Source organism: Pelomicrobium sp. P1 (assembly GCF_052805615.1).
The window spans coordinates 134,396-151,521 of record NZ_JBRBEM010000003.1 but is presented as its reverse complement, the minus strand read 5'-3'; the positions used below and the strand labels follow the sequence as shown (position 1 = coordinate 151,521).

General features: G+C 67.4%; 20 protein-coding genes. 9 read left to right on the top strand and 11 right to left on the bottom strand.

What is annotated here, in order from left to right:
- Nucleotides 1-4 precede the first annotated feature (4 nt).
- The 9 genes from hemJ to sorU all read left to right on the top strand — a co-directional run bounded on the left by hemJ (nt 5) and on the right by sorU (nt 7,476).
- Nucleotides 5-418, top strand: a complete 414-nt coding sequence (hemJ, locus tag ACUVYZ_RS04430) for a protoporphyrinogen oxidase HemJ (RefSeq protein WP_439933464.1) — start codon at nt 5-7, stop codon at nt 416-418.
- Between the two features lie 238 nt (nt 419-656).
- Nucleotides 657-1,082, top strand: coding sequence for a nuclear transport factor 2 family protein (locus ACUVYZ_RS04425; RefSeq protein ID WP_439933463.1), 426 nt, complete (start codon nt 657-659; stop codon nt 1,080-1,082).
- Between the two features lie 91 nt (nt 1,083-1,173).
- Nucleotides 1,174-1,644, top strand: coding sequence for a CopM family metallochaperone (copM, locus tag ACUVYZ_RS04420; RefSeq protein ID WP_439933462.1), 471 nt, complete (start codon nt 1,174-1,176; stop codon nt 1,642-1,644).
- Nucleotides 1,645-1,657: 13 nt separating this feature from the next.
- A complete protein-coding gene (locus ACUVYZ_RS04415; protein WP_439933461.1) occupies nt 1,658-3,043 on the top strand; it encodes a hypothetical protein in 1,386 nt (461 codons plus the stop codon).
- Between the two features lie 345 nt (nt 3,044-3,388).
- Nucleotides 3,389-4,168, top strand: a complete 780-nt coding sequence (locus ACUVYZ_RS04410) for a dienelactone hydrolase family protein (protein WP_439933460.1) — start codon at nt 3,389-3,391, stop codon at nt 4,166-4,168.
- Between the two features lie 368 nt (nt 4,169-4,536).
- Complete coding sequence (locus tag ACUVYZ_RS04405; RefSeq protein ID WP_439933459.1) at nt 4,537-5,115, top strand: RNA polymerase sigma factor; 579 nt, start codon at nt 4,537-4,539, stop codon at nt 5,113-5,115.
- A gap of 27 nt (nt 5,116-5,142) precedes the next feature.
- Nucleotides 5,143-5,739: a hypothetical protein gene (locus ACUVYZ_RS04400; protein ID WP_439933458.1), complete on the top strand. Its 597-nt coding sequence runs from the start codon at nt 5,143-5,145 to the stop codon at nt 5,737-5,739.
- A gap of 50 nt (nt 5,740-5,789) precedes the next feature.
- On the top strand, nt 5,790-7,016 hold the full coding sequence (gene sorT / locus ACUVYZ_RS04395) for a SorT family sulfite dehydrogenase catalytic subunit (protein WP_439933457.1): 1,227 nt from the start codon (nt 5,790-5,792) through the stop codon (nt 7,014-7,016).
- A 79-nt stretch (nt 7,017-7,095) separates the two neighbouring features.
- Nucleotides 7,096-7,476, top strand: coding sequence for a SorU family sulfite dehydrogenase c-type cytochrome subunit (gene sorU / locus ACUVYZ_RS04390; RefSeq protein WP_439933456.1), 381 nt, complete (start codon nt 7,096-7,098; stop codon nt 7,474-7,476).
- Between the two features lie 970 nt (nt 7,477-8,446).
- On the opposite strand, the gene ACUVYZ_RS04385 is transcribed toward sorU, so the two are convergent.
- Genes ACUVYZ_RS04385 through dksA form a run of 11 tightly spaced genes read right to left on the bottom strand, consistent with a single transcriptional unit; the run spans nt 8,447 to nt 17,098 of the window.
- Nucleotides 8,447-9,244: a metal ABC transporter permease gene (locus tag ACUVYZ_RS04385; RefSeq protein WP_439933455.1), complete on the bottom strand. Its 798-nt coding sequence runs from the start codon at nt 9,242-9,244 to the stop codon at nt 8,447-8,449.
- Nucleotides 9,245-9,799 carry an ATP-binding cassette domain-containing protein gene (locus ACUVYZ_RS04380; protein ID WP_439933454.1) on the bottom strand — a complete coding sequence of 185 codons (555 nt, stop codon included), beginning with the start codon at nt 9,797-9,799 and terminating at the stop codon, nt 9,245-9,247.
- A 55-nt stretch (nt 9,800-9,854) separates the two neighbouring features.
- On the bottom strand, nt 9,855-10,289 hold the full coding sequence (locus ACUVYZ_RS04375; protein WP_439933453.1) for a hypothetical protein: 435 nt from the start codon (nt 10,287-10,289) through the stop codon (nt 9,855-9,857).
- Nucleotides 10,290-10,301: 12 nt separating this feature from the next.
- Nucleotides 10,302-11,318 (bottom strand): metal ABC transporter substrate-binding protein, encoded by a 1,017-nt coding sequence (locus ACUVYZ_RS04370; RefSeq protein ID WP_439933452.1) that lies wholly within the window; start codon nt 11,316-11,318, stop codon nt 10,302-10,304.
- A gap of 10 nt (nt 11,319-11,328) precedes the next feature.
- Entirely contained in the window at nt 11,329-12,720 is a 1,392-nt protein-coding gene (locus tag ACUVYZ_RS04365; protein ID WP_439933451.1) for a hypothetical protein, read from the bottom strand.
- Between the two features lie 52 nt (nt 12,721-12,772).
- Nucleotides 12,773-13,147 carry a hypothetical protein gene (locus ACUVYZ_RS04360; RefSeq protein ID WP_439933450.1) on the bottom strand — a complete coding sequence of 125 codons (375 nt, stop codon included), beginning with the start codon at nt 13,145-13,147 and terminating at the stop codon, nt 12,773-12,775.
- Nucleotides 13,148-13,166: 19 nt separating this feature from the next.
- Complete coding sequence (locus ACUVYZ_RS04355; RefSeq protein WP_439933449.1) at nt 13,167-13,667, bottom strand: DUF3299 domain-containing protein; 501 nt, start codon at nt 13,665-13,667, stop codon at nt 13,167-13,169.
- 3 nt (nt 13,668-13,670) lie between these two features.
- On the bottom strand, nt 13,671-14,882 hold the full coding sequence (locus ACUVYZ_RS04350) for an FtsX-like permease family protein (protein WP_439933448.1): 1,212 nt from the start codon (nt 14,880-14,882) through the stop codon (nt 13,671-13,673).
- Nucleotides 14,879-15,517 carry an ABC transporter ATP-binding protein gene (locus ACUVYZ_RS04345; protein WP_439933447.1) on the bottom strand — a complete coding sequence of 213 codons (639 nt, stop codon included), beginning with the start codon at nt 15,515-15,517 and terminating at the stop codon, nt 14,879-14,881. Before ACUVYZ_RS04345 ends, ACUVYZ_RS04350 begins: the two co-directional genes overlap by 4 nt.
- Nucleotides 15,518-15,539: 22 nt before the next feature.
- Nucleotides 15,540-16,595: a 3-deoxy-7-phosphoheptulonate synthase gene (gene aroF, locus ACUVYZ_RS04340; protein WP_439933446.1), complete on the bottom strand. Its 1,056-nt coding sequence runs from the start codon at nt 16,593-16,595 to the stop codon at nt 15,540-15,542.
- A gap of 59 nt (nt 16,596-16,654) precedes the next feature.
- Nucleotides 16,655-17,098, bottom strand: coding sequence for an RNA polymerase-binding protein DksA (gene dksA / locus ACUVYZ_RS04335; protein WP_439933445.1), 444 nt, complete (start codon nt 17,096-17,098; stop codon nt 16,655-16,657).
- Nucleotides 17,099-17,126 lie beyond the last annotated feature (28 nt).

Genomic DNA, 17,126 nt, shown 5'->3' with positions numbered 1-17,126 from the left:
AGCGATGCTCTGGATCAAGGCGTTTCACATCGTCTTCATGGTGACCTGGTTCGCCGGGTTGTTTTATCTGCCGCGGCTTTTCGTCTACCACGCCATGGCGGAGGACCCGGTGAGCCAGGAGCGCTTCCAGGTGATGGAGCGCAAGCTCTATTACGGCATCATGACCCCGGGCGCCGTGCTCACCCTCGCCCTGGGCCTGTGGCTGTGGCTCGGTTACGGCTTTTCCGGCGGATGGCTGCACGCGAAGCTCGCGCTGGTGGCGGTCCTGGTGGGCTACCACCTGTGGTGCGGCAAGCTCTTGCGGGATTTCCGGCAACAGCGCAACACCCGAAGCCACGTCTGGTACCGCTGGTTCAACGAGTTCCCGGTGCTGATCCTCGTCGCGGTGGTGATCCTCGTGGTGGTCAAGCCGTTCTGAACCGCCCCTTCCGGCCCCGCCCGCGTCTCCCACTTTGCCGCCCACCCTCGACCGGCGCCCGGAAGGATCCAAAGGCTTCTCCAGACTACTTGGGGCGGCAAATGACGCCCGCCCCGGTGCACCGGTCGGCGCCCCCTGCCCGTTCGGGAAAAATTTTCAAAACGCGGTGGAATACGCGCCCGGCAATGACTGTTTGCTATTGACGTAACACCCCACAACCCATCAAGGAGTCGACACGATGAAACGGCATGCTTTGGCGGCAAGCTTTCTTTTTCTCACCGGCAGCGCCTTCGCGGGACCCGCGCTGGAGGACGCAAACGTTCACTTCCGGGCCATCGCCTCCGGCGACCTCGCCTTGTTGATGAGAGGCTACGCTGACAACGCCCGGCTCAACTGGGTGGGCGGTCCCCTCGATGGCACCTATGACGGCGTCCAGAGCATCCGCGCCGTATGGGAAAAGTTCACCCAAGCCCAGGGGCCGCTCAAGCTGACCGTCGACAGGGTGGAGGAGTCCGCCAATCCCAAGGGCGCTACCGTCACGGCCAACGTCCAGTTTGATGGCAAGCAGCCGATCAAGGTCCGCTACGTGCTGACCTACCGAGAGGGTCGCCTGGTGAGCGAGACCTGGCAGATCGACCCCAAGCTCTCCCTGGCCGGCTACTGAGCCCCTCAATGTGACTTGTCCAGGAAAGCTCAGGCGGCGCCGGAAGATCGCTCACATCCCATCGACCTCGAGAGCTTTTGAGTCTCGAAAGATGAACGCATCGCCAAGGTTCGATCGTTTCATCCGCCGCCTGGGCCTCCCGGGGGCTGCGCTCGTAACGCTCGCCCTCGCCGCGGTGGGGGCTGCCGCGCAGGAGCGGCACGAACATCCGCCGGGCACAAGCCAGGCGCCGTCCCCGTTCATCGCCAGCACCGCTTTACCGTTCTCCACGCTGGCCGCGCAAGCCTTGGCGATCATGCACGAGGGGATGGCAAAGGCGCCGGTGAACGGCGATCCGGATCACGATTTCGTCACCATGATGATCCCCCACCACCAGGGCGCCATCGACATGGCGAAGGCGCTCCTCCTTTATACCAAGGATCCGGAGCTGCGCAATCTGGCGCTTGCCATCATCACCGAGCAGCAGAACGAGATCCGGCTGATGCAAGGCTGGCTCGCGCGGCACGCTGCGCGGAATCCCGGCGCCGCCCAAGAGACGGAATCCACATCCCAAACTCGCTGAGAAGGAACTCGACATGAAACGACGCTTGCTCGCCCTCGCGCTGGCCTTCGGCAGTTCGGTCGCGCTGGCCGCGCCTTCACCTACCGACCGCGTCTACACCGCCGACCAGAACACCAACACGGTGTCGGTGATCGATCCTTCGTCCAACACGTTGCTGGGCCAGATCCGGCTGGGCAACGCCCGCCCCGACGTGCTCTCGCCGCTCTACAAGGGCGAAATCAACGTGCACGGCCTGGGGTTTTCGCCGGATCACAAGACGCTGATCGCGATTTCCAACGGCTCCAATTCGGTCGCCTTCATCGACACCGCCACCAATCGGGTGAAAGGCATCGCCTACATCGGCCGCTCGCCCCACGAAGGGTTCTTCACCCCCGATGGCAAGGAAGTGTGGGCGGTGGTGCGCGGCGAGAGCCACATTTCCGTGATCGATCCCAACACCTTCAAGGAAGTCGCGCGCATCGAAACGGCGCCCGGGCCGGGCATGGTGCTTTTTCATCCCACCCGCAACCTCGCCTTCGTCGTGCACAGCTTCACCCCCGAGGTCCACGTGATCGACGTGGCCGCCCGCCAGGTGATCAAGCGCATCCCCGTGGCGAGCCCCTTCTCTCCCTTCTTGCAGTTCACCCCTGACTACAAGGAGGTGTGGATGACGCACAAGGACGTGGGCAAGGTGACCCGCATCGACACCGAAACCCTCGAAGTGAAGGGCGTATTCGACACCGGCTTCATCGCCAACCACCTGGGTTTCGCCAAGACCGCGCGCGGCACGCTCGCCTATGTCACCATCGGCGGCGAGAACGCGGTGAAGGTCTACACCACCGATGCCGCGCCGAAGTTGCTGGCCACCATCCCGGTGGGCGCGCTGCCGCACGGCATCTGGCCTTCCGACGATGGCACGCGCATGTACGTGGGGCTGGAAAACGGCGATGCGGTGGACGTGATCGACACCGCCACCGACCGGGTGATCGCTCGCATCCCGGTCGGGCAGGCCCCGCAGGCGCTGGTCTACGTGTCGAACGCCGTGCCCAGCGGCACGGGCACGGCCAACCTCGTCCCGCGCGCCAATGGCGAGCCGATCAACATCCCGCTCAAGGCCGCAAAGGGCGAAGCGCGCGGCTTCGTCGTGGCGCGCAACCTGGGGCTGGTGGACGCCTTGGAAGTGTTCCTCTTCAAACTCAAGCCCCAGACGGTCTACCACGTCTATGTGAGCGGGCAACGGGCGCCGATCGCCAGCTTCAAGACCAATCCCGCCGGCGCGGCCAACGGCACGGTGATCGGACCGCTGCGCGAAGCAGTGGCCACCTTGTCGTCGAAGACCGCCTCTGCTGCCCGGATCCTGGTGGTGGAAGGCGAGGGACCCCCTGCCGAGTCCCCAGCGGTTCTGACCAGCACGCCGTAAGGGATGAAGCGAGCCAGCCTCCTGGGCCCGTGAAACGTAAGGCATTGAAAAAATCCACGATAGACGCTGGGCGCCGTTCGGAAAGGGGAATGATCCGCCAGCCGGGCTTGGAATATTCTCGCCAGGCGGCGCCTCTTATACCGGCGGGGCCACGAATACCGCTTCATGGAATCCATTGGGCGTTGGGATGGGTGCGCTGCGTTGACGCAAGCGTTGCGCTGGTTCGCTCCGCGGGGCCGGCGCACCGCCCTGCGCCGCCCTCCGGCGAGGCCGGGGCATGAGCCCGGGCTTCGGCCCCTTCAGGATCCACACCAGACCAGCACCCACCCCCGAGGAGAAGCCAGGATGGACTACCGCCTCGCGGCGTTTCTCGCGCTGCTGACCCTTTCAATGCCCGGCTACAGCGCGACCGAAAAAGGCTCGATCAAATCCGGTCCCGTAGAAGTGCCGATTGAAATCGCGCGTCCCTCGGGCAAGGGACCGTTTCCGCCGGTACTCTACATCCACGCCAAGCGCGGCTTCGACGACGTGGACCGGGCCCACATGGAGGAGCTGGCGGCCCAGGGATTCTTGGTCCTGGGGCTGGACTGGCAGAGCGGACACTTCATTGAACGCTGGCCCGACCGCCATTATCCGGAGACCGAGCCTGACGTGGAAGCGGCCCTGGACGCGCTGCTCAAGCACCCGGACGCCTGCCCGATTCCCGCCGGTGTGGTGGGAGTGTCCCGCGGCGGGTACTATGCCATCCGCTTGGCGGCAAAACGAGGCAAGGACCTGGCCGCCATCGCCACCTATTACGGCCACTTCCAGAACCCCAACGCGCCGGAAGCGCAGCAGCTGTTCTCCATTGCGCCGGAAGTGCTTTCCCTGACGGTACCCCTGCTGCAGATCATCGGCGACATGGACTTCGAGCTGCGCCGCATCAACAACGGCCGCGCCTTCTACGCCCTGGTGGAGAAAGGCGCCACGGTCGAACTGCAGGTCTACCCCATGGCGCGGCGCGCCTTCGATTTCAGAAACGACGCCACGCCGGAGGAGAAGATCGCCGCCAAGCACGCGCGCGCCAAAGTCAAGCGCTGGCTATACCAGCACATGAAGCTCGGGCCTGATGGACGGTGCCCTTGACTGCCTCGCGTCCCGGCCCCTGAAAGTCCAGAGAAAGAGGGATGATGGCGGCAGCCGGGCGTGGAATATTTTGGGCGGGCGGCGCCTCTATAACGGCGTGGCAAGAAGCAACGCTTGAGTGGATTTCTCTTCCGAATGGGTGCGCTGGAACCGCCGACGCAAGCTTTGAGCCGGCCCGCGCTGGAGGCCGGTTCACCGCTCTGCGCCGTCCGCCGGCGAGGCCGAGGCGTGAGCCTGGGCACGAGCCCCTCAAAGGTCCGCGGCGGCCGGGGGTCTGCCCGCTGGAACACGCCACAGGGGGACGAGAGGGCGCTGCAGTCTCGATTCAACCGATTGAGTCTCAAAGCAAAGGCGGAGATATTCGAGCGATGTTCGGTTCCCGGGAGCGCCTTTATAACAGCTGGGTTCGAGACCACTACCGCTTCCTGTTCCGAAGCGCATGGGCCCTTACCGGGAGCCGCGCGATCGCGGAAGAGGTGGTGCAAGACTGCTTCGAGCTGGCCTGGCGCCACATGGACCAGTTGCGCGACCGGCGGCTCGCCAAGGCCTGGTTGTTCCAAATCCTGCGCCGCGAGGCCCTGCGCTGCCGCGCGGAAAACCACGAACTCTATGACGAGGAACAGGATCAGCGCTCGGATCCGGATAGCGCGGCGGCATTGGAGCAGCGGCTGGACATTCTTCGTGCGCTGCAAAAACTGTCCCCGATCCATCGGGAAGTTCTCACGCTCTTTTACTTCGAGGATATGGCCATCGCAGAGATGGCCGTTGCGCTTGAGGTGGCCCCTGGCACGGTCCTGTCGCGGCTCGACCGCGCCCGCAAGGCCTTGCGTCAGGCGTTGGACGCCTCCGGCGCCAGCGCTCGCACGGCATGCGAGAGCGCGTCCGAAACGGCGGAGATCCTGGCGCTGCGCCGCAGCGGCGCCAACGTGGCCGCTCAGGACAAATGAGCTTTTTCGAACCCCGATTCCAGCACCATGACCGCCGAACACCCCGACCCGTCTGCCCGGCAAGTGCCGTGGACCCGTTTCGACTTCCTCATGGCTGCGTCGCTCAAGGACGCCACCGGCGCGCCTGAAGCCCCCTTGAGCCTGTACAAGCCTGTCCCTTGGCGCCGTACGGCGGCGGCCCTGACCGGTGCCGTGCTCTCGCTGGGCCTCGGTGTGTGGTTTTTCTTCGCCTGGGTTTACCCCCCGCAACTGGTGCGCGAGGCCATGGTCCACGAGCACCGGGAGGCGACGCTGCGCGGCGACTTCCAGAAGAACAAGCTTCCGATGCTGCACGCGATGGGCCTGCGCGAAGGTGCATCGCTGCCGGGGCTCGTCCAGCTGCAGCGCCCTTGCGAGATCGCCGGCAGGAAGGCCTATCACCTCACCACTTTCATCGAGAAGGGCGGAGGCATGGTCACCATCCTCGCCTTCGAGCAGCCCGTCCCCGGTGCCCCTTCGGGACACGGCGTCTGGATGGGGCGATACTGGCGATTTGTGGAAGGCGTGCCGGGCAGGACGATCCTGATGCTGGCCGACAACCCGAAGGTGCTCACCGAGACCGAGCGTTTCTTGAAGAAGGGGTAACCGACCGTTTTCACCCCCCACGACCCACCTGACGACATGAGGAGGAAACGATGAACGAAATCATCAATCTACGCCGCCGCCAATTGCTCGCCGGCAGCGCCGGAACCTTGGCTGCCGGCTTGGCCGGCTCCGCCGTTGGAATCGCCGGCTGGAGTCCCCGGGCGTGGTCCGCCGAGCCGGCGAAGCCCAAACCGCTGCCCGACTACGTCGCCTGGAAGGACGCCCAGAGCCTGATCGTCCACAGCGCGACCACCATCGAGACCAAGCGCAGCGCGTTCGGCACCAGCGTCATCACGCCGGCCGAGCAGCTGTTCATCCGCAACAACCTGCCGGCACCGGATGCGTCCTTCGTCGCCGATCGCAACGGCTGGCAGCTCGCCGTGGAAGGCGTCAAGAACCCGCGCAAGCTGACCGTCGCCGAGCTGAAGACCATGGGCCTGGAGACGGTCGCGATGGTATTGCAATGCTCCGGCAACGGCCGCGGCTTTTTCCCCCATAAGCCGAGCGGCACGCCCTGGACCGTGGGGGCCGCGGGCTGCGTGATCTGGAGCGGGGTGCCCGTGCGAGCGGTCGTAGAGGCCTTGGGGGGCGTCGCCGAGGGGATGCGGTTCATGACCGGCACGGGGGGCGAAAAACTGCCCGAGGGGGTCGATCCGAAAGGCCTGGTGGTGGAACGCTCGGTCCCGCTCAAAGCCATGGAAGACGCCCTGCTCGCCTGGGAGATGAACGGCGAGCCCATTCCGCTCGCCCATGGGGGCCCCTTGCGCCTCATCGTGCCGGGCTACACGGGCGTGAACAACGTCAAGTACATCAAGCGGCTCGCCTTCACGCGGGACGAGACCGAGGCCAAGATCCAGAAAACCGGCTACCGCATCTCCCCCATCGGGGTGAAGAGCGACCCGAGCCACCCCTCGGTGTGGGAGATGAACGTCAAGTCCTGGGTCAATTACCCCAACCCCGACAGCGGCCCAGTGCCCGCCGGCGGGTTGCAGATCCATGGGGTGGCCCTCGGCGGAGTTAACGCCGTCAAGCGCGTGGAAGTGTCGCTGGATGGCGGCAAAACCTGGAAGGAAGCGAAGCTTGTCGGCCCAGATCTAGGGCGGTACGCGTGGCGCCAGTTTGTGTTTCCGGTGAAACTCAAGCCCGGCACCTACACGATCGCAAGCCGCGCCATCGACGTCGAAGGCAACGTGCAGCCCGAGAATCGGCTCGAAAACGATCACGGCTACATCAACAACAGCTGGCGCGACCACGCGGTACAGCTCACCGTTGCCTGAAAGGGCCTCTGCGCAGCGCTCGCGCGCGAGCGCTGCGCTTTTTCCACTCTTTTCTCTTTTTGTGATCCACCCAGACCCCATGAAAAGCCCCCTTGCGTTCAGAAAACGCTTTTTTCTCGCGGCCGCGGAATCCGCCTGCGCGCTCGCGCTGCTCACGGCTGCCGCCCCTGCCGGCGCGAACGGCAACGACCCGAAGCTGCAAGCCAAGATGGCCCTCGGCAAGAAAGTCTTTACCCAGCTCGCCCAGCCCCCGTGCGCCGTCTGCCACACGCTCAAGGACGCGGGCTCCAGCGCCGAGATCGGTCCCAAGCTGGACGAGCTCAAGCCCGACGCCCAGCGGGTGGCGACCGCCGTCCGAAACGGGTTGGGCATCATGCCAGCGTATGGGGGTGTGCTGACGGAGGAGCAGATCGAGGCGCTGGCCGACTACGTCGCGCGCGCGAGCGGCGCTTCGAAGTAAGCCAGCTTTGCCCGGGAGCGCGAGCGTTCGATGGAGGCTTAGGCGGCTTTTTGCGCGTCGTTAAGGCCAAAGGAAAGGCCGCGCAGCCGCGAGGCACTGGAAGCCGGGCTCCCTGGCCAGGCGCCGGAGGGAAAGCCATGCCCCGCCTTGAACCATCGCCCGATTCGCTCGTCCCGCAGCCGGCGGGCGGCCTCTTCATTTTGGTTCGCGGCGTGGGCGAGATCGCTTCCGCGGTGGCCCACGCCCTCTTCCGCGCCGGTTTCGCCGTGGCCATGCACGAGGCGTCGGCCCCCACCTCGTGCAGGCGCCGCATGTCGTTCGTCGACGCGTTCTTCGACGGGACTGCCCGGCTGGAGGAGGTGCTTGCGTGGCGGGTCGGCACCCTCGCGCAGTTGAACCGCTTGCTGGACGGTCGGGCAGCGGTTCCCTTATTGACGCTGGACTTCGATACCGTCTTGGCAGCACGGCGGCCGGGCGTTTTGGTGGATGCCCGCACGCGCAAGCGCGCGCCCTCCGAGCCGCAGCGGGGAATCGCCCCCCTGTCCATCGGCATCGGCCCCGGCTTTGTGGCGGGCGCGACGGTGGATGTGGTCATCGAAAGCGCCTGGGGGAACCGCCTCGGGGACATCCTCTGGCAGGGTTCGGCCCAGCCTTACGTAGGGGAACCCCAACGCGTGGGCGGCTACGGCCGTGAACGCTTCGTGTATACCCCGCACGGCGGCCTGTTCCGCTCTCCTTGCCAAATGGGCGACCTCGTGCAGGCCGGCGACGTCATCGGCCACGTCGACGGCACCGTCCTTCGAGCGCCCCTGACCGGACACTTGCGGGGACTCACCCGCAGCGGTGTTCCCGTGCAGGCCGGCGCCAAGGTGATCGAAGTGATTCCGGCGGGGGTCGAAGTGCAGATGTCGGGGCTGGGATGGCGGCCCAAACGCATCGCAGAAGGCGTGCTCCAAGCGATCGAATGGGTTCATCTCCCCCGTGCAGCCTGCACCGGCCCGGACATGGACAGAGCGGTCACCGCGACCGCTGCGCCCACCAGCACCGGACCAAAGGGTTGGTCCAGCGCCAGGGCCAACGAGAAACCGACCACGTAGAGGGCAGCGCCCGACAGGACCGCGCCGAAGAGCCCGGTCCTCCAATTCGGTGCGAATCGATACGCCATCACCGATGGCGTGTAAAGGAGCGCGAACGTGGCCATGACGCCGATGCTGGCGGTCGCGAGCGCGATGACGACCGCCGCCAGCAGATCGAAAGCCAGTCGCAACCGTCGCACCGGCGCGCCGCTCGCCTCCAGGAATCCCGGCAGGAGCCACTCCAGGAGCAGCGGTCGCGAAAGCTTGGCGAGTGCGCCAAAGGCAACCGCGGCCGCCGCCACGCCCACCCCCAAGTGGACCGCGCCGGTGAAGTAGAGCTGACCGTCCAAGAGGGCCCGCCCGAGCGGCTCGGCGAGGGGCAGGTTGGCGGCGAGCAGCAGAGCGCCGCTCCAGCCGAAGAGGAGCAGCAAGATCCAGCCCGTGGCGCCTCTTCGCGCGAGGCGTCCCTTGGCCGCGGCGGCCGCGAGGGTGGCCGCGGCGGCACCCATCATGACAGGGGCATTGAGCGCCGCAGCCGCTAGCGCCCCGAAGGCCGAGACCTGGGCCAGCGCCAGGGCCGCGATCCACTCCTCGCGCAGCAGCAGGTACATCCCGACGGCAGGAAGGCACAGGGCGTACGCAAAGCCGGTGGCGAAGGGAAGCTGGAACAGGGGATCGAAAAGGGCATCCACTCAGCCGATCTCCACGATGCGATGGCACACCCGATCCAGGAAATCACGCTCGTGGCTCACCAGCAGCACGGCGCGATCAGGGCCGAGAGACCGAAGCGCCTCCGCCAGCGCCGTCTCGGCCGGAGGATCCAGGTTGTTGGTGGGCTCGTCCAGCAGCACCAGATCCGCCGGCGCCGCCAGGCAGGCCCATACCTGGAAGAACTGGCGCTGGCCGCCGCTCAGGATATCCAGGCGGGCTCGCAGCAGGGGCTGCAGGAAAGCGGGGAGGCTCTCCTGGTCGGCGCCGGTCAGTTCGAGCAGGTCCCGGGCCGAGACGGGAAGCCCCGCCACCGGTGCGCCGTGCTGGCGATGGTAGGCGATGCGGGCGCCCGCGGCCTTGACGATGCGGCCGGCGAAAATCCGCGCGAGGCCCGCCACGGCGTTGAGCAGGGTGCTCTTGCCCGAACCGTTCCTGCCCCAAAGCCCCACCACCTCGCCCCGGGCTACCCGCAGGGAGACGGGGCCGACCACGGGCGCGCCGTAGCCGGCCTCCAGGTCCAGGAGCTCGAGGAGCACCTCGCCCTTTACGCCCGCCTTTGCGGGCGTGGGGGGCGCGGAGCCGAACGGCGCGTCAATGATGGGCCCTCATGCCGCAATGGGTGTTAATGGACAATCCTCGGCAGTCCTGGCGCAGCCGCTTTTCGCACGCTTCCATCTCCCGGCCGGAGGTCAGGCACTGGGCCGCCGCCTCGTGGGCGGCCGCCATCTTGAGATGCCTGTCCCGGAGGGCGGCCGTGTCCTCCGCCTCTCCCTTTGCCACTTTCATGCCGCAGCGGCGGCCCGCCGCAACGCCCTTGCACGCCTCTTCCAGCGTCCGGACGCATTCGGCGAGGGGCGCGCCCGCCCGCAGGCATTCGGCCGCGTCCCGGTGGGCCGCGGCCATCCTCTGGTGGCCGGCGATTTCCTCCTGCACCAGGTGCTGCCCGGCCCTGTCCTGGGCCGCCAGGGCGAAAGCCGCCGGGCAAGTGAGCAACCAAAAAGCAAACAGCAGGGGGGATCGCTTCACGATAACCTCCTTTCATCCGTTGTGGAATGCTTCGGGCTTCGCGCCTGGCGTCGTCCGGCCCACGTTCAAGGACGAAGGGGCGTCGGGCTCACCCGTCCGCGACGAGGCGGAAGCGGCCGCGAGCAGCCGCTCCAGGGTGTCGTCGAACAAGCCGAAGAGGTCCTTCGCCTTCTCCGAGCCGCCCACGGTATAGGGCAGCACCACCTGGGGAATCCCCGCCTGCCGGGCGAACCACTCTGCGGCCCTCGGGCTGTTGTAAGGCGCCCGGATCACCATCCTGGCCGGTTCGCGCTTGTGCGCCTCCAGCAGTTGGGCCAGGTGGCTCGCCGTGGGCTCGATGCCCGGCTTGGGTTCCAGCGCCCCCACCTGCTTGAGACCCAACCACGCGTTCAGATAGGGAAAGCCCTCGTGGTGCACGATGACGGGGGTGCCCCTGAGGGGCGCCCCTTGCGCCTCCCAGCGGCTCATCGCCTGCTGCCAACGGCCGGCGAAGTCCCGGTACCGGGATCGGTACCGGGCCCCGTGCTCCGGGTCCAGCTCGGCCAAGCGCTGGGCGAGGGCCTCCCCGACCTTGAGGATGTTGCGCGGGTCCAGGTGGATGTGGGGATTGCCCGCCGGGTGCTGATCCCCCAGGGAGCGGTCCAAGGTGGCCGGCACTTCCAACAGGGTCACGTAGCGGGACGCCTCGAAATAGCCGGGCTTCCCCGGCTGCACCTTGGAATTGCCCGCCTCGGCGAAGAGGATGGGCAGCCAACCGATCTCCAGGTCGGCGCCGGTGCATACCGCGAGATCGGCCCGGCGAAACGCCGCCAGGAGGCTGGGCTTGGCCTGGATGCGGTGCACGTCCTGGAACGCGGTGGTGGCGTTGTACACCACGGCCTTGTCGCCGGCGAGCGCTTGCACGAGTGCGCCCCATTCCGGCTCGCAGGCGAAGACCTGGAGCGCCGCCTGGGCCGGGGCGAGGGGAAAGGCCATGCCGGCGCCCATCAGCAGCAGCCCCACAATCCATCGAAGCCATGCATGCATCATAGGTCGGCTCCTAGAACTTGTGGGCGCCGTGGGCGCCCAGGACCAGGATGTACTGGAGGAAGAACTGGTCGTCCAGCTCCCCCTGCCGAGACTTGTCCCGGGCATACTGAAGCCGTACCCGGCTGAACTCGGTGGGGGACCAGTCGATCATGGCGGTGTAAAGCTCGGGGTTGTAGGGACCTAGGATCGGGAAGTCGGCGGCGGTAAGCGTTCCGTTCAGCACTTGGCCGATGTTCACCCGGTCGTGCTCCAACCGGTCGTAGCGGACGCCCACCCGCCAGCGGGGCATGAACTGGTACACTGCCTGGGCATACCAGCCGTACTGGCGGGAGTCGTAGCGGTCTTCCAGATTGGCCCCGTCTACGTCGAAGGCCAGGGTGCCTTTCTCCTTGGACCGAAAGACTTCGGCCTGGAGCTTGAAATTGCGCTCCGTGGGGTTGCCCAGGGGCGCCCACTTCCACACGAAGTCGGCGATCCACAATTTGCTGCGGCCGGAAAAGGCGTTGGCGACTAGGCGGCCCGCCGAGTCCTCGTCCTCGTACACCCGCTCCTTGGGGGAGGTCTGGAGATAGGCGAGGCCCAAGCGCCAGTTATGGCTTGGCCCCAGGTCGCCCCCGATGCGGGCGAACGCGGTGCCCAGGGAGGCGCCGTTCTTGTTGCGCTCCGAACCGGGGAATTCCTCGCTGCGGGCCGCCTCGCCCCCCAGCTCCAGGAAAAAGGGCGTCGGCGCCAGCCACTTGAGCTGTACCCCGTCGTGGCCCAACTGTTTGCCCAGGAAAGCGCGATAGGGGAGCGGCGCGTCGATGAAGTCCCAGGCGTGCTGATGGATTTCGTTCTGGTAGCCGATGCCGGAGAAGAACCGGCCGCCCTTCAGGGTGAAACCCCGAGGCAGGGACAGGGTTTGAAAATACGCCTCCTCGATCTCCACCTCGTTCTCGGGGGTGTAGGCGGCGGTGAAAAAGCCGCGGAAGTACGGGTCCACGTTGGCGAAGAGGTTGAGTTCGGATTCCACCAGGCTGAAGCCCCGCTCGCCGGGCCCCACCTCGCCGCCGCTGGGGATGAAGCCGTTGATGCGATAGGTTTCGGGATCCTGCTTGAGGCTGGCGTAGCGGCCCTGGAGGATCAAGGAGGCGCCCGGATTGAAGGCGTTCTCGGCCCGGCGCTGGGTCACGGCGGCGGCCTGGCTCCGGGCCTGGGCCGCCTGTTCCTCGGCCTTTCCGGCCTTGGCCTCGGCCTCCTTGAGCCGCTCCTCCAGCGCCCGCAGGCGCGTTTCGTAGTCTTGCTTCATCCGCTCGATCTGGCGGCGGATCTCCTGGATGTCGGCGCTCGATTGGGCCAGGGCGGCAGGCGCGACGCCAAGCGCCAGCGCCACCGCCGCCGCGGCAGGTTTGAATCGGTACACGGCGAATCTCCCTGAAAAAAAGTTGACCGAGCCGGCGGAGCCGGCCGTTGCGTCAAGCGAGCCTCAGGGAGTCGGACGGGGGGGCGCGCTGGAGAAAAGGAACGTAAGGCGCGTGAACGAAAGCGTAGGAGAGAAGGGCCGGCGCCACGGCGGCCGGCGCGCAAGCCCCGGGCGGAGGCGCGTACCCCGGCGCCGCCGCTCCCAGGGGCGCATGGGCGCCGAACAGGTCGCAGTCGGCACGCTGGGGCTCGCCCGGGGCGCCCCCTTCCCCGTGGCCGTGGGCGTGCCCGTCGCCATGACGGGCATCCTCTTCGTGCCCGTGGAGCGGCATGTCCCCGAACAGGTGGCGGAGCCCGTGGGCGTAGCTGCCCACGGGCCCGACGGCCAGCAGCAGGGCGAGGAGGGGAAGGAGAAGGCGGAAAGCCATGGTCCGATCGGTTATGGGATCAGTCCTTCACCGGCTCGGCGTCGGTGAGCCGGTAAAAAATGCCCATGGGATCGTTCTTGAGCACGGCGAAGCGGCCGGAGAGCACCACCGGCTCGTAGGTGAACTTGACCGGCACTTTGGATTTCACTTCCACCACCGAGTCCGGCCCGGCCGGCAAGCAGAAGGGGCAGGTGGGCGGCAGCGAGCTCAGGATGAAATGGGTCTGCTTCTCGCCGGCGGAAAGGGGCAGCATGAAGCCCTGCAGCTTCACCTCCTTCTTATCCAGGACGAGGATATTGTCGGAGAACTGGGGCACCATCTTGCCCTTGTCCTTCACCATCTCCACTTGCTTGAGGGTGCGCCAGGACACCACGCCCTGAAGCTCGGGAAGCGGTTTTGGATTCAGCGCCTCCGGCGGCACCGGGGGCGAAAACGGGTCTTCCTTAGGCGTCTGCGCCAGGACGGCGACCGAGGCCAGGGAGAGCGCAGCCGCCAGCGTCATGCCGAATCGTCTTGCCATGGATTAACCCTCCGCCAGTACGCGGGCGATATCGGTGCGATAGGCGCGCCACGCCGGAAGCAGCGCGGCGGCGAGCCCCACCCCCAGGGCCAGGGCGATCAGCCAGAGTTCCCCGGGCACCAGGGTGAATCCGGTGATGTCCGCCTGGCGCGCCGCCCGCAGCCAGGCGCCGAGCCCCTCCGCCCCCAGGTGGCCGAGGGCGAGCCCCAGCAGCCCGCCCAGGCCCGTGAGCAGCATCCCCTCCAAGAGGAGCAGCCCGAACAGGCGCCCGGGCCCCGCCCCCAGGGTGCGCATGATGGCGAGATCGTAGCGCCGCTCCTCCAGGGCGTTGTACAGGGCGATGAACACGCCGAGCCCGGCGCCGGCGATCAGCACCAAGGCGAAGGCCCGCAACACGTCGGCGCCCACCCCCAGGAGCTGGAACAGGCGCGCCGTCTCGAAGGCGGGGGAGGCCGCCTGCAGGGCGCTCTGGCTGTTCACCCAGCGGGGAAAGGTGACCGCCGCCAGGGGCGAAGCGTACTGGATGAGGAGCGCCGTCAGCTCCTTGCCCGCGTCCCAGTCGGGCGTGCCATCGGGCAGCAGGGGAACCTCCGCGCCTTCATGGGCGTGCACGTCCCACACGCTCTCCACGGCCGTCAAGATCAGCCGGTCCAGCACGGTGCCGGTGGGCGCCAGGATCCCCACCACGTCGTAGGGATGCTCGTGGTGCTCTTCCCCCGCTTCGGCGATGCCATGGACCCCGGAGAACGTGTCCCCCGCCTGGAGCCCGGTGGCGCGGACCACTTCCGCCCCCAGCACCGCCTCCAGGGGATCGAGCCACAGCTCGCCCTGGACGATGCGTCCTCCATAATGCTCCACCAGGTCATGGGTCGTGCCCACGATGCGGAAGCCCCGGTAGTTGTCTCCCAGGGCGAGGGGGATCGCCTTCCTGACCGCCGGGTTGGCTTCGACGGCGCGGGCATCTTTCAAGGGGATGTTGCCGGTGGGCACGTCCAGGTGATAGACGGTGGAGAGCACGAGCTGCAGGGGGCTGCCCTTCGCCCCCACCACCAGGTCGATGCCCTCCGCGTCCTGCAGCATGCGCCGCTCCAACTGCTCGGTCACCAACATGAGCACGGTGATGGAGGCGACGCCCAGGGCGAGCAGCAGCAGGTTGAGGGCCGTGGCCAGCTTGCGGCTGGCCAGATAAGCGAAGCTGATCTTGAGCACGCTCACGCTTGTTCCTCCAACCGGTATTCCTTGCCGATGCGGCTGCGCACCCGCTGGTCGTGGGTGGCGACCACCAGGGTGGCGCCGCAAGCGGCCGCCTGGGACTCGAGCAGGTCGATCACCTGGGCGCAATGGGCGTCGTCCAGGTGGGCGGTGGGCTCATCGGCGAGCAGCAACCGGGGCCGGTTCACCACCGCCCGGGCGATGGCGGCCCGCTGGGCCTGGCCCTGGGACAGCTCCGGCGGTTTGGCGTCCGCCCATGCTTCGATGGACAGGGTGCGCAGGATCTCCCGCACCCGCGCCTCGTCCCGGGGCAGCCCCGCCAGGTACTGGGCCAGCCGCAGGTTGTCCAGGACCGAGAGGCTTGCCACCAGGTGCAGCCGCTGGGGCACGAGCCCCACGTGCCGGCCACGGAAGCGATCCAGCGCCGTCCCGGACAGCTCGTCGAGGGCGCAGCCGTTCACCTTCACCCGGCCTTGCGTGGGCCGCAGAATGCCCGCCAGGATGTGGAGCAAGGTGGTCTTGCCGCTGCCGGAGGCCCCGGTGAGCAGCCAGTGTTCCCCGGGGGCGGCCTTCCATTCGGGGATCGAGAGCACCAGGGCGTCGCCGTAGCGGTGCTTCAGATTCTCGATCTCGAACATCCGTCTTCGTGGGCGGGTTCCTTTAAGCGACCCGGCTCGCCCGGGCGGCGGGCGTCCAGCGGTCCAAGGAGCGGCCGAGGGCCCGGGCGATGGCGTCCAGGCTGTCCACCAGATCCTTCAACTCCTGGGGAGTCAAGGCCTGGTCGGCGTCGCACCACGCCTCGCAGGGATTGGGATGCGACTCGATCAGTAGCCCGTCGGCGCCCGCCGCCACCGCCGCCCGGGCGAGCGCCGGCACCATCCAGGCCTTGCCGCCGGCGTGGGACGGGTCCACGATCACCGGCAGATGGGTCTCCTTCTTGAGCACCGGGATAGCGGTCACGTCCAGCACGTTGCGGTAGGCGGTCTCGAAGGTGCGGATGCCCCGCTCGCAGAAGATGATGTCGTGGTTGCCACCGGCGGCGATGTACTCCGCCGCCATGAGCCACTCGGTGATGGTGGCGGACAGCCCCCGCTTCAGGATGACCGGTTTCTTCACCCGCCCGACCTCCTTGAGCAGGTCAAAGTTCTGCATGTTGCGGGTGCCGATCTGGATCACGTCCACGTCGAAGGCGAGGAAGGTGTCCAGCATGCGCACGTCCATGAGCTCCGTGACGATGGGCAGCCCGTAGGCGTCCCCCGCCTCCCGCAGCATTCTGAGGCCGTCGATCCCCAGCCCCTGGAAGGCGTAGGGGCTGGTGCGGGGCTTGAAGGCGCCGCCCCGCATCAGCCGGCAACCCGCTTCCGCCACCCCCTTGGCGGCAAGGCACATCTGCTCCGGCGTCTCCACTGAGCAGGGGCCGCCGATCACCTGGACCGCGCCGCCGCCGATGGGCACGCCCCTCGCCTGGACGACGGTGTCCTCCCGGTGCCACTCCCGGGCCACGATCTTGTAGGGCTTGAGCACGTGGATCGCCTGCTCCACGCCGGGCATGCTCTCGAACATCTCTTCGGTGAGCTTGCGCTCGTCGCCGATGGCGCCGATCACCGTGCGCTCGGTGCCGCGGGAAATGTTCACGCCCAGCCCCGCCTCCCGGATCTTGCGCACCACCGCCTCGACCTGGGCGTCCGAGGCGTCGTTGCCCATGATGATGATCATCGGTCTGGTCCTTTCATCGCCGTAATTGCCGGAAGCGCCGGCAAGCCGCGCCCGCAGGTTCAGTCGCCGTAGGTCCGCTCCCGCCGCTCGCGCCGCTCCTGAGCCTCGATGGACAGGGTCGCCGTAGGGCGGGCGAGCAGCCGGGCGATGCCGATAGGCTCGCCTGTGTCTTCGCAATAGCCGTAGGAGCCGTCCTCGATGCGCTTCAGCGCCGCGTCGATCTTGTGCAGGAGCTTGCGCTCCCGGTCCCGGGTGCGCAGCTCCAGGGTGTATTCCTCTTCCAGCGTGGCCCGGTCCGAGACGTCGGCCACCGCCTCCACCTTCTTCAACTGGGCGCTGGTGGCGTCCGCGTTGGCGAGGAGCTCCTCCCGCATGGAGAGCAGCCGCTGGCGGAAAAAGGCGAGCTGCGCCGGGCTCATGTACTCTTCGGGGGGCGCGTTGAGCAGTTCCTGCTCGCTCAGCAACGCCGCCTGGGCGTTCCTGTTCGTCGATTTGCGGGTCATGACGCACCTCCTTTCGAGCCGCGGCGGC

What these genes read in the sequence shown, in the direction of transcription:
- hemJ (WP_439933464.1), top strand. Translation starts at nt 5, where the DNA reads ATGCTCTGGATCAAGGCGTTTCACATCGTCTTCATGGTGACCTGGTTC.
- ACUVYZ_RS04425 (WP_439933463.1), top strand. Translation starts at nt 657, where the DNA reads ATGAAACGGCATGCTTTGGCGGCAAGCTTTCTTTTTCTCACCGGCAGC.
- copM (WP_439933462.1), top strand. Translation starts at nt 1,174, where the DNA reads ATGAACGCATCGCCAAGGTTCGATCGTTTCATCCGCCGCCTGGGCCTC.
- ACUVYZ_RS04415 (WP_439933461.1), top strand. Translation starts at nt 1,658, where the DNA reads ATGAAACGACGCTTGCTCGCCCTCGCGCTGGCCTTCGGCAGTTCGGTC.
- ACUVYZ_RS04410 (WP_439933460.1), top strand. Translation starts at nt 3,389, where the DNA reads ATGGACTACCGCCTCGCGGCGTTTCTCGCGCTGCTGACCCTTTCAATG.
- ACUVYZ_RS04405 (WP_439933459.1), top strand. Translation starts at nt 4,537, where the DNA reads ATGTTCGGTTCCCGGGAGCGCCTTTATAACAGCTGGGTTCGAGACCAC.
- ACUVYZ_RS04400 (WP_439933458.1), top strand. Translation starts at nt 5,143, where the DNA reads ATGACCGCCGAACACCCCGACCCGTCTGCCCGGCAAGTGCCGTGGACC.
- sorT (WP_439933457.1), top strand. Translation starts at nt 5,790, where the DNA reads ATGAACGAAATCATCAATCTACGCCGCCGCCAATTGCTCGCCGGCAGC.
- sorU (WP_439933456.1), top strand. Translation starts at nt 7,096, where the DNA reads ATGAAAAGCCCCCTTGCGTTCAGAAAACGCTTTTTTCTCGCGGCCGCG.
- ACUVYZ_RS04370 (WP_439933452.1), bottom strand. Translation starts at nt 11,318, where the DNA reads ATGATGCATGCATGGCTTCGATGGATTGTGGGGCTGCTGCTGATGGGC.
- ACUVYZ_RS04360 (WP_439933450.1), bottom strand. Translation starts at nt 13,147, where the DNA reads ATGGCTTTCCGCCTTCTCCTTCCCCTCCTCGCCCTGCTGCTGGCCGTC.
- ACUVYZ_RS04355 (WP_439933449.1), bottom strand. Translation starts at nt 13,667, where the DNA reads ATGGCAAGACGATTCGGCATGACGCTGGCGGCTGCGCTCTCCCTGGCC.
- ACUVYZ_RS04345 (WP_439933447.1), bottom strand. Translation starts at nt 15,517, where the DNA reads ATGTTCGAGATCGAGAATCTGAAGCACCGCTACGGCGACGCCCTGGTG.
- aroF (WP_439933446.1), bottom strand. Translation starts at nt 16,595, where the DNA reads ATGATCATCATCATGGGCAACGACGCCTCGGACGCCCAGGTCGAGGCG.
- dksA (WP_439933445.1), bottom strand. Translation starts at nt 17,098, where the DNA reads ATGACCCGCAAATCGACGAACAGGAACGCCCAGGCGGCGTTGCTGAGC.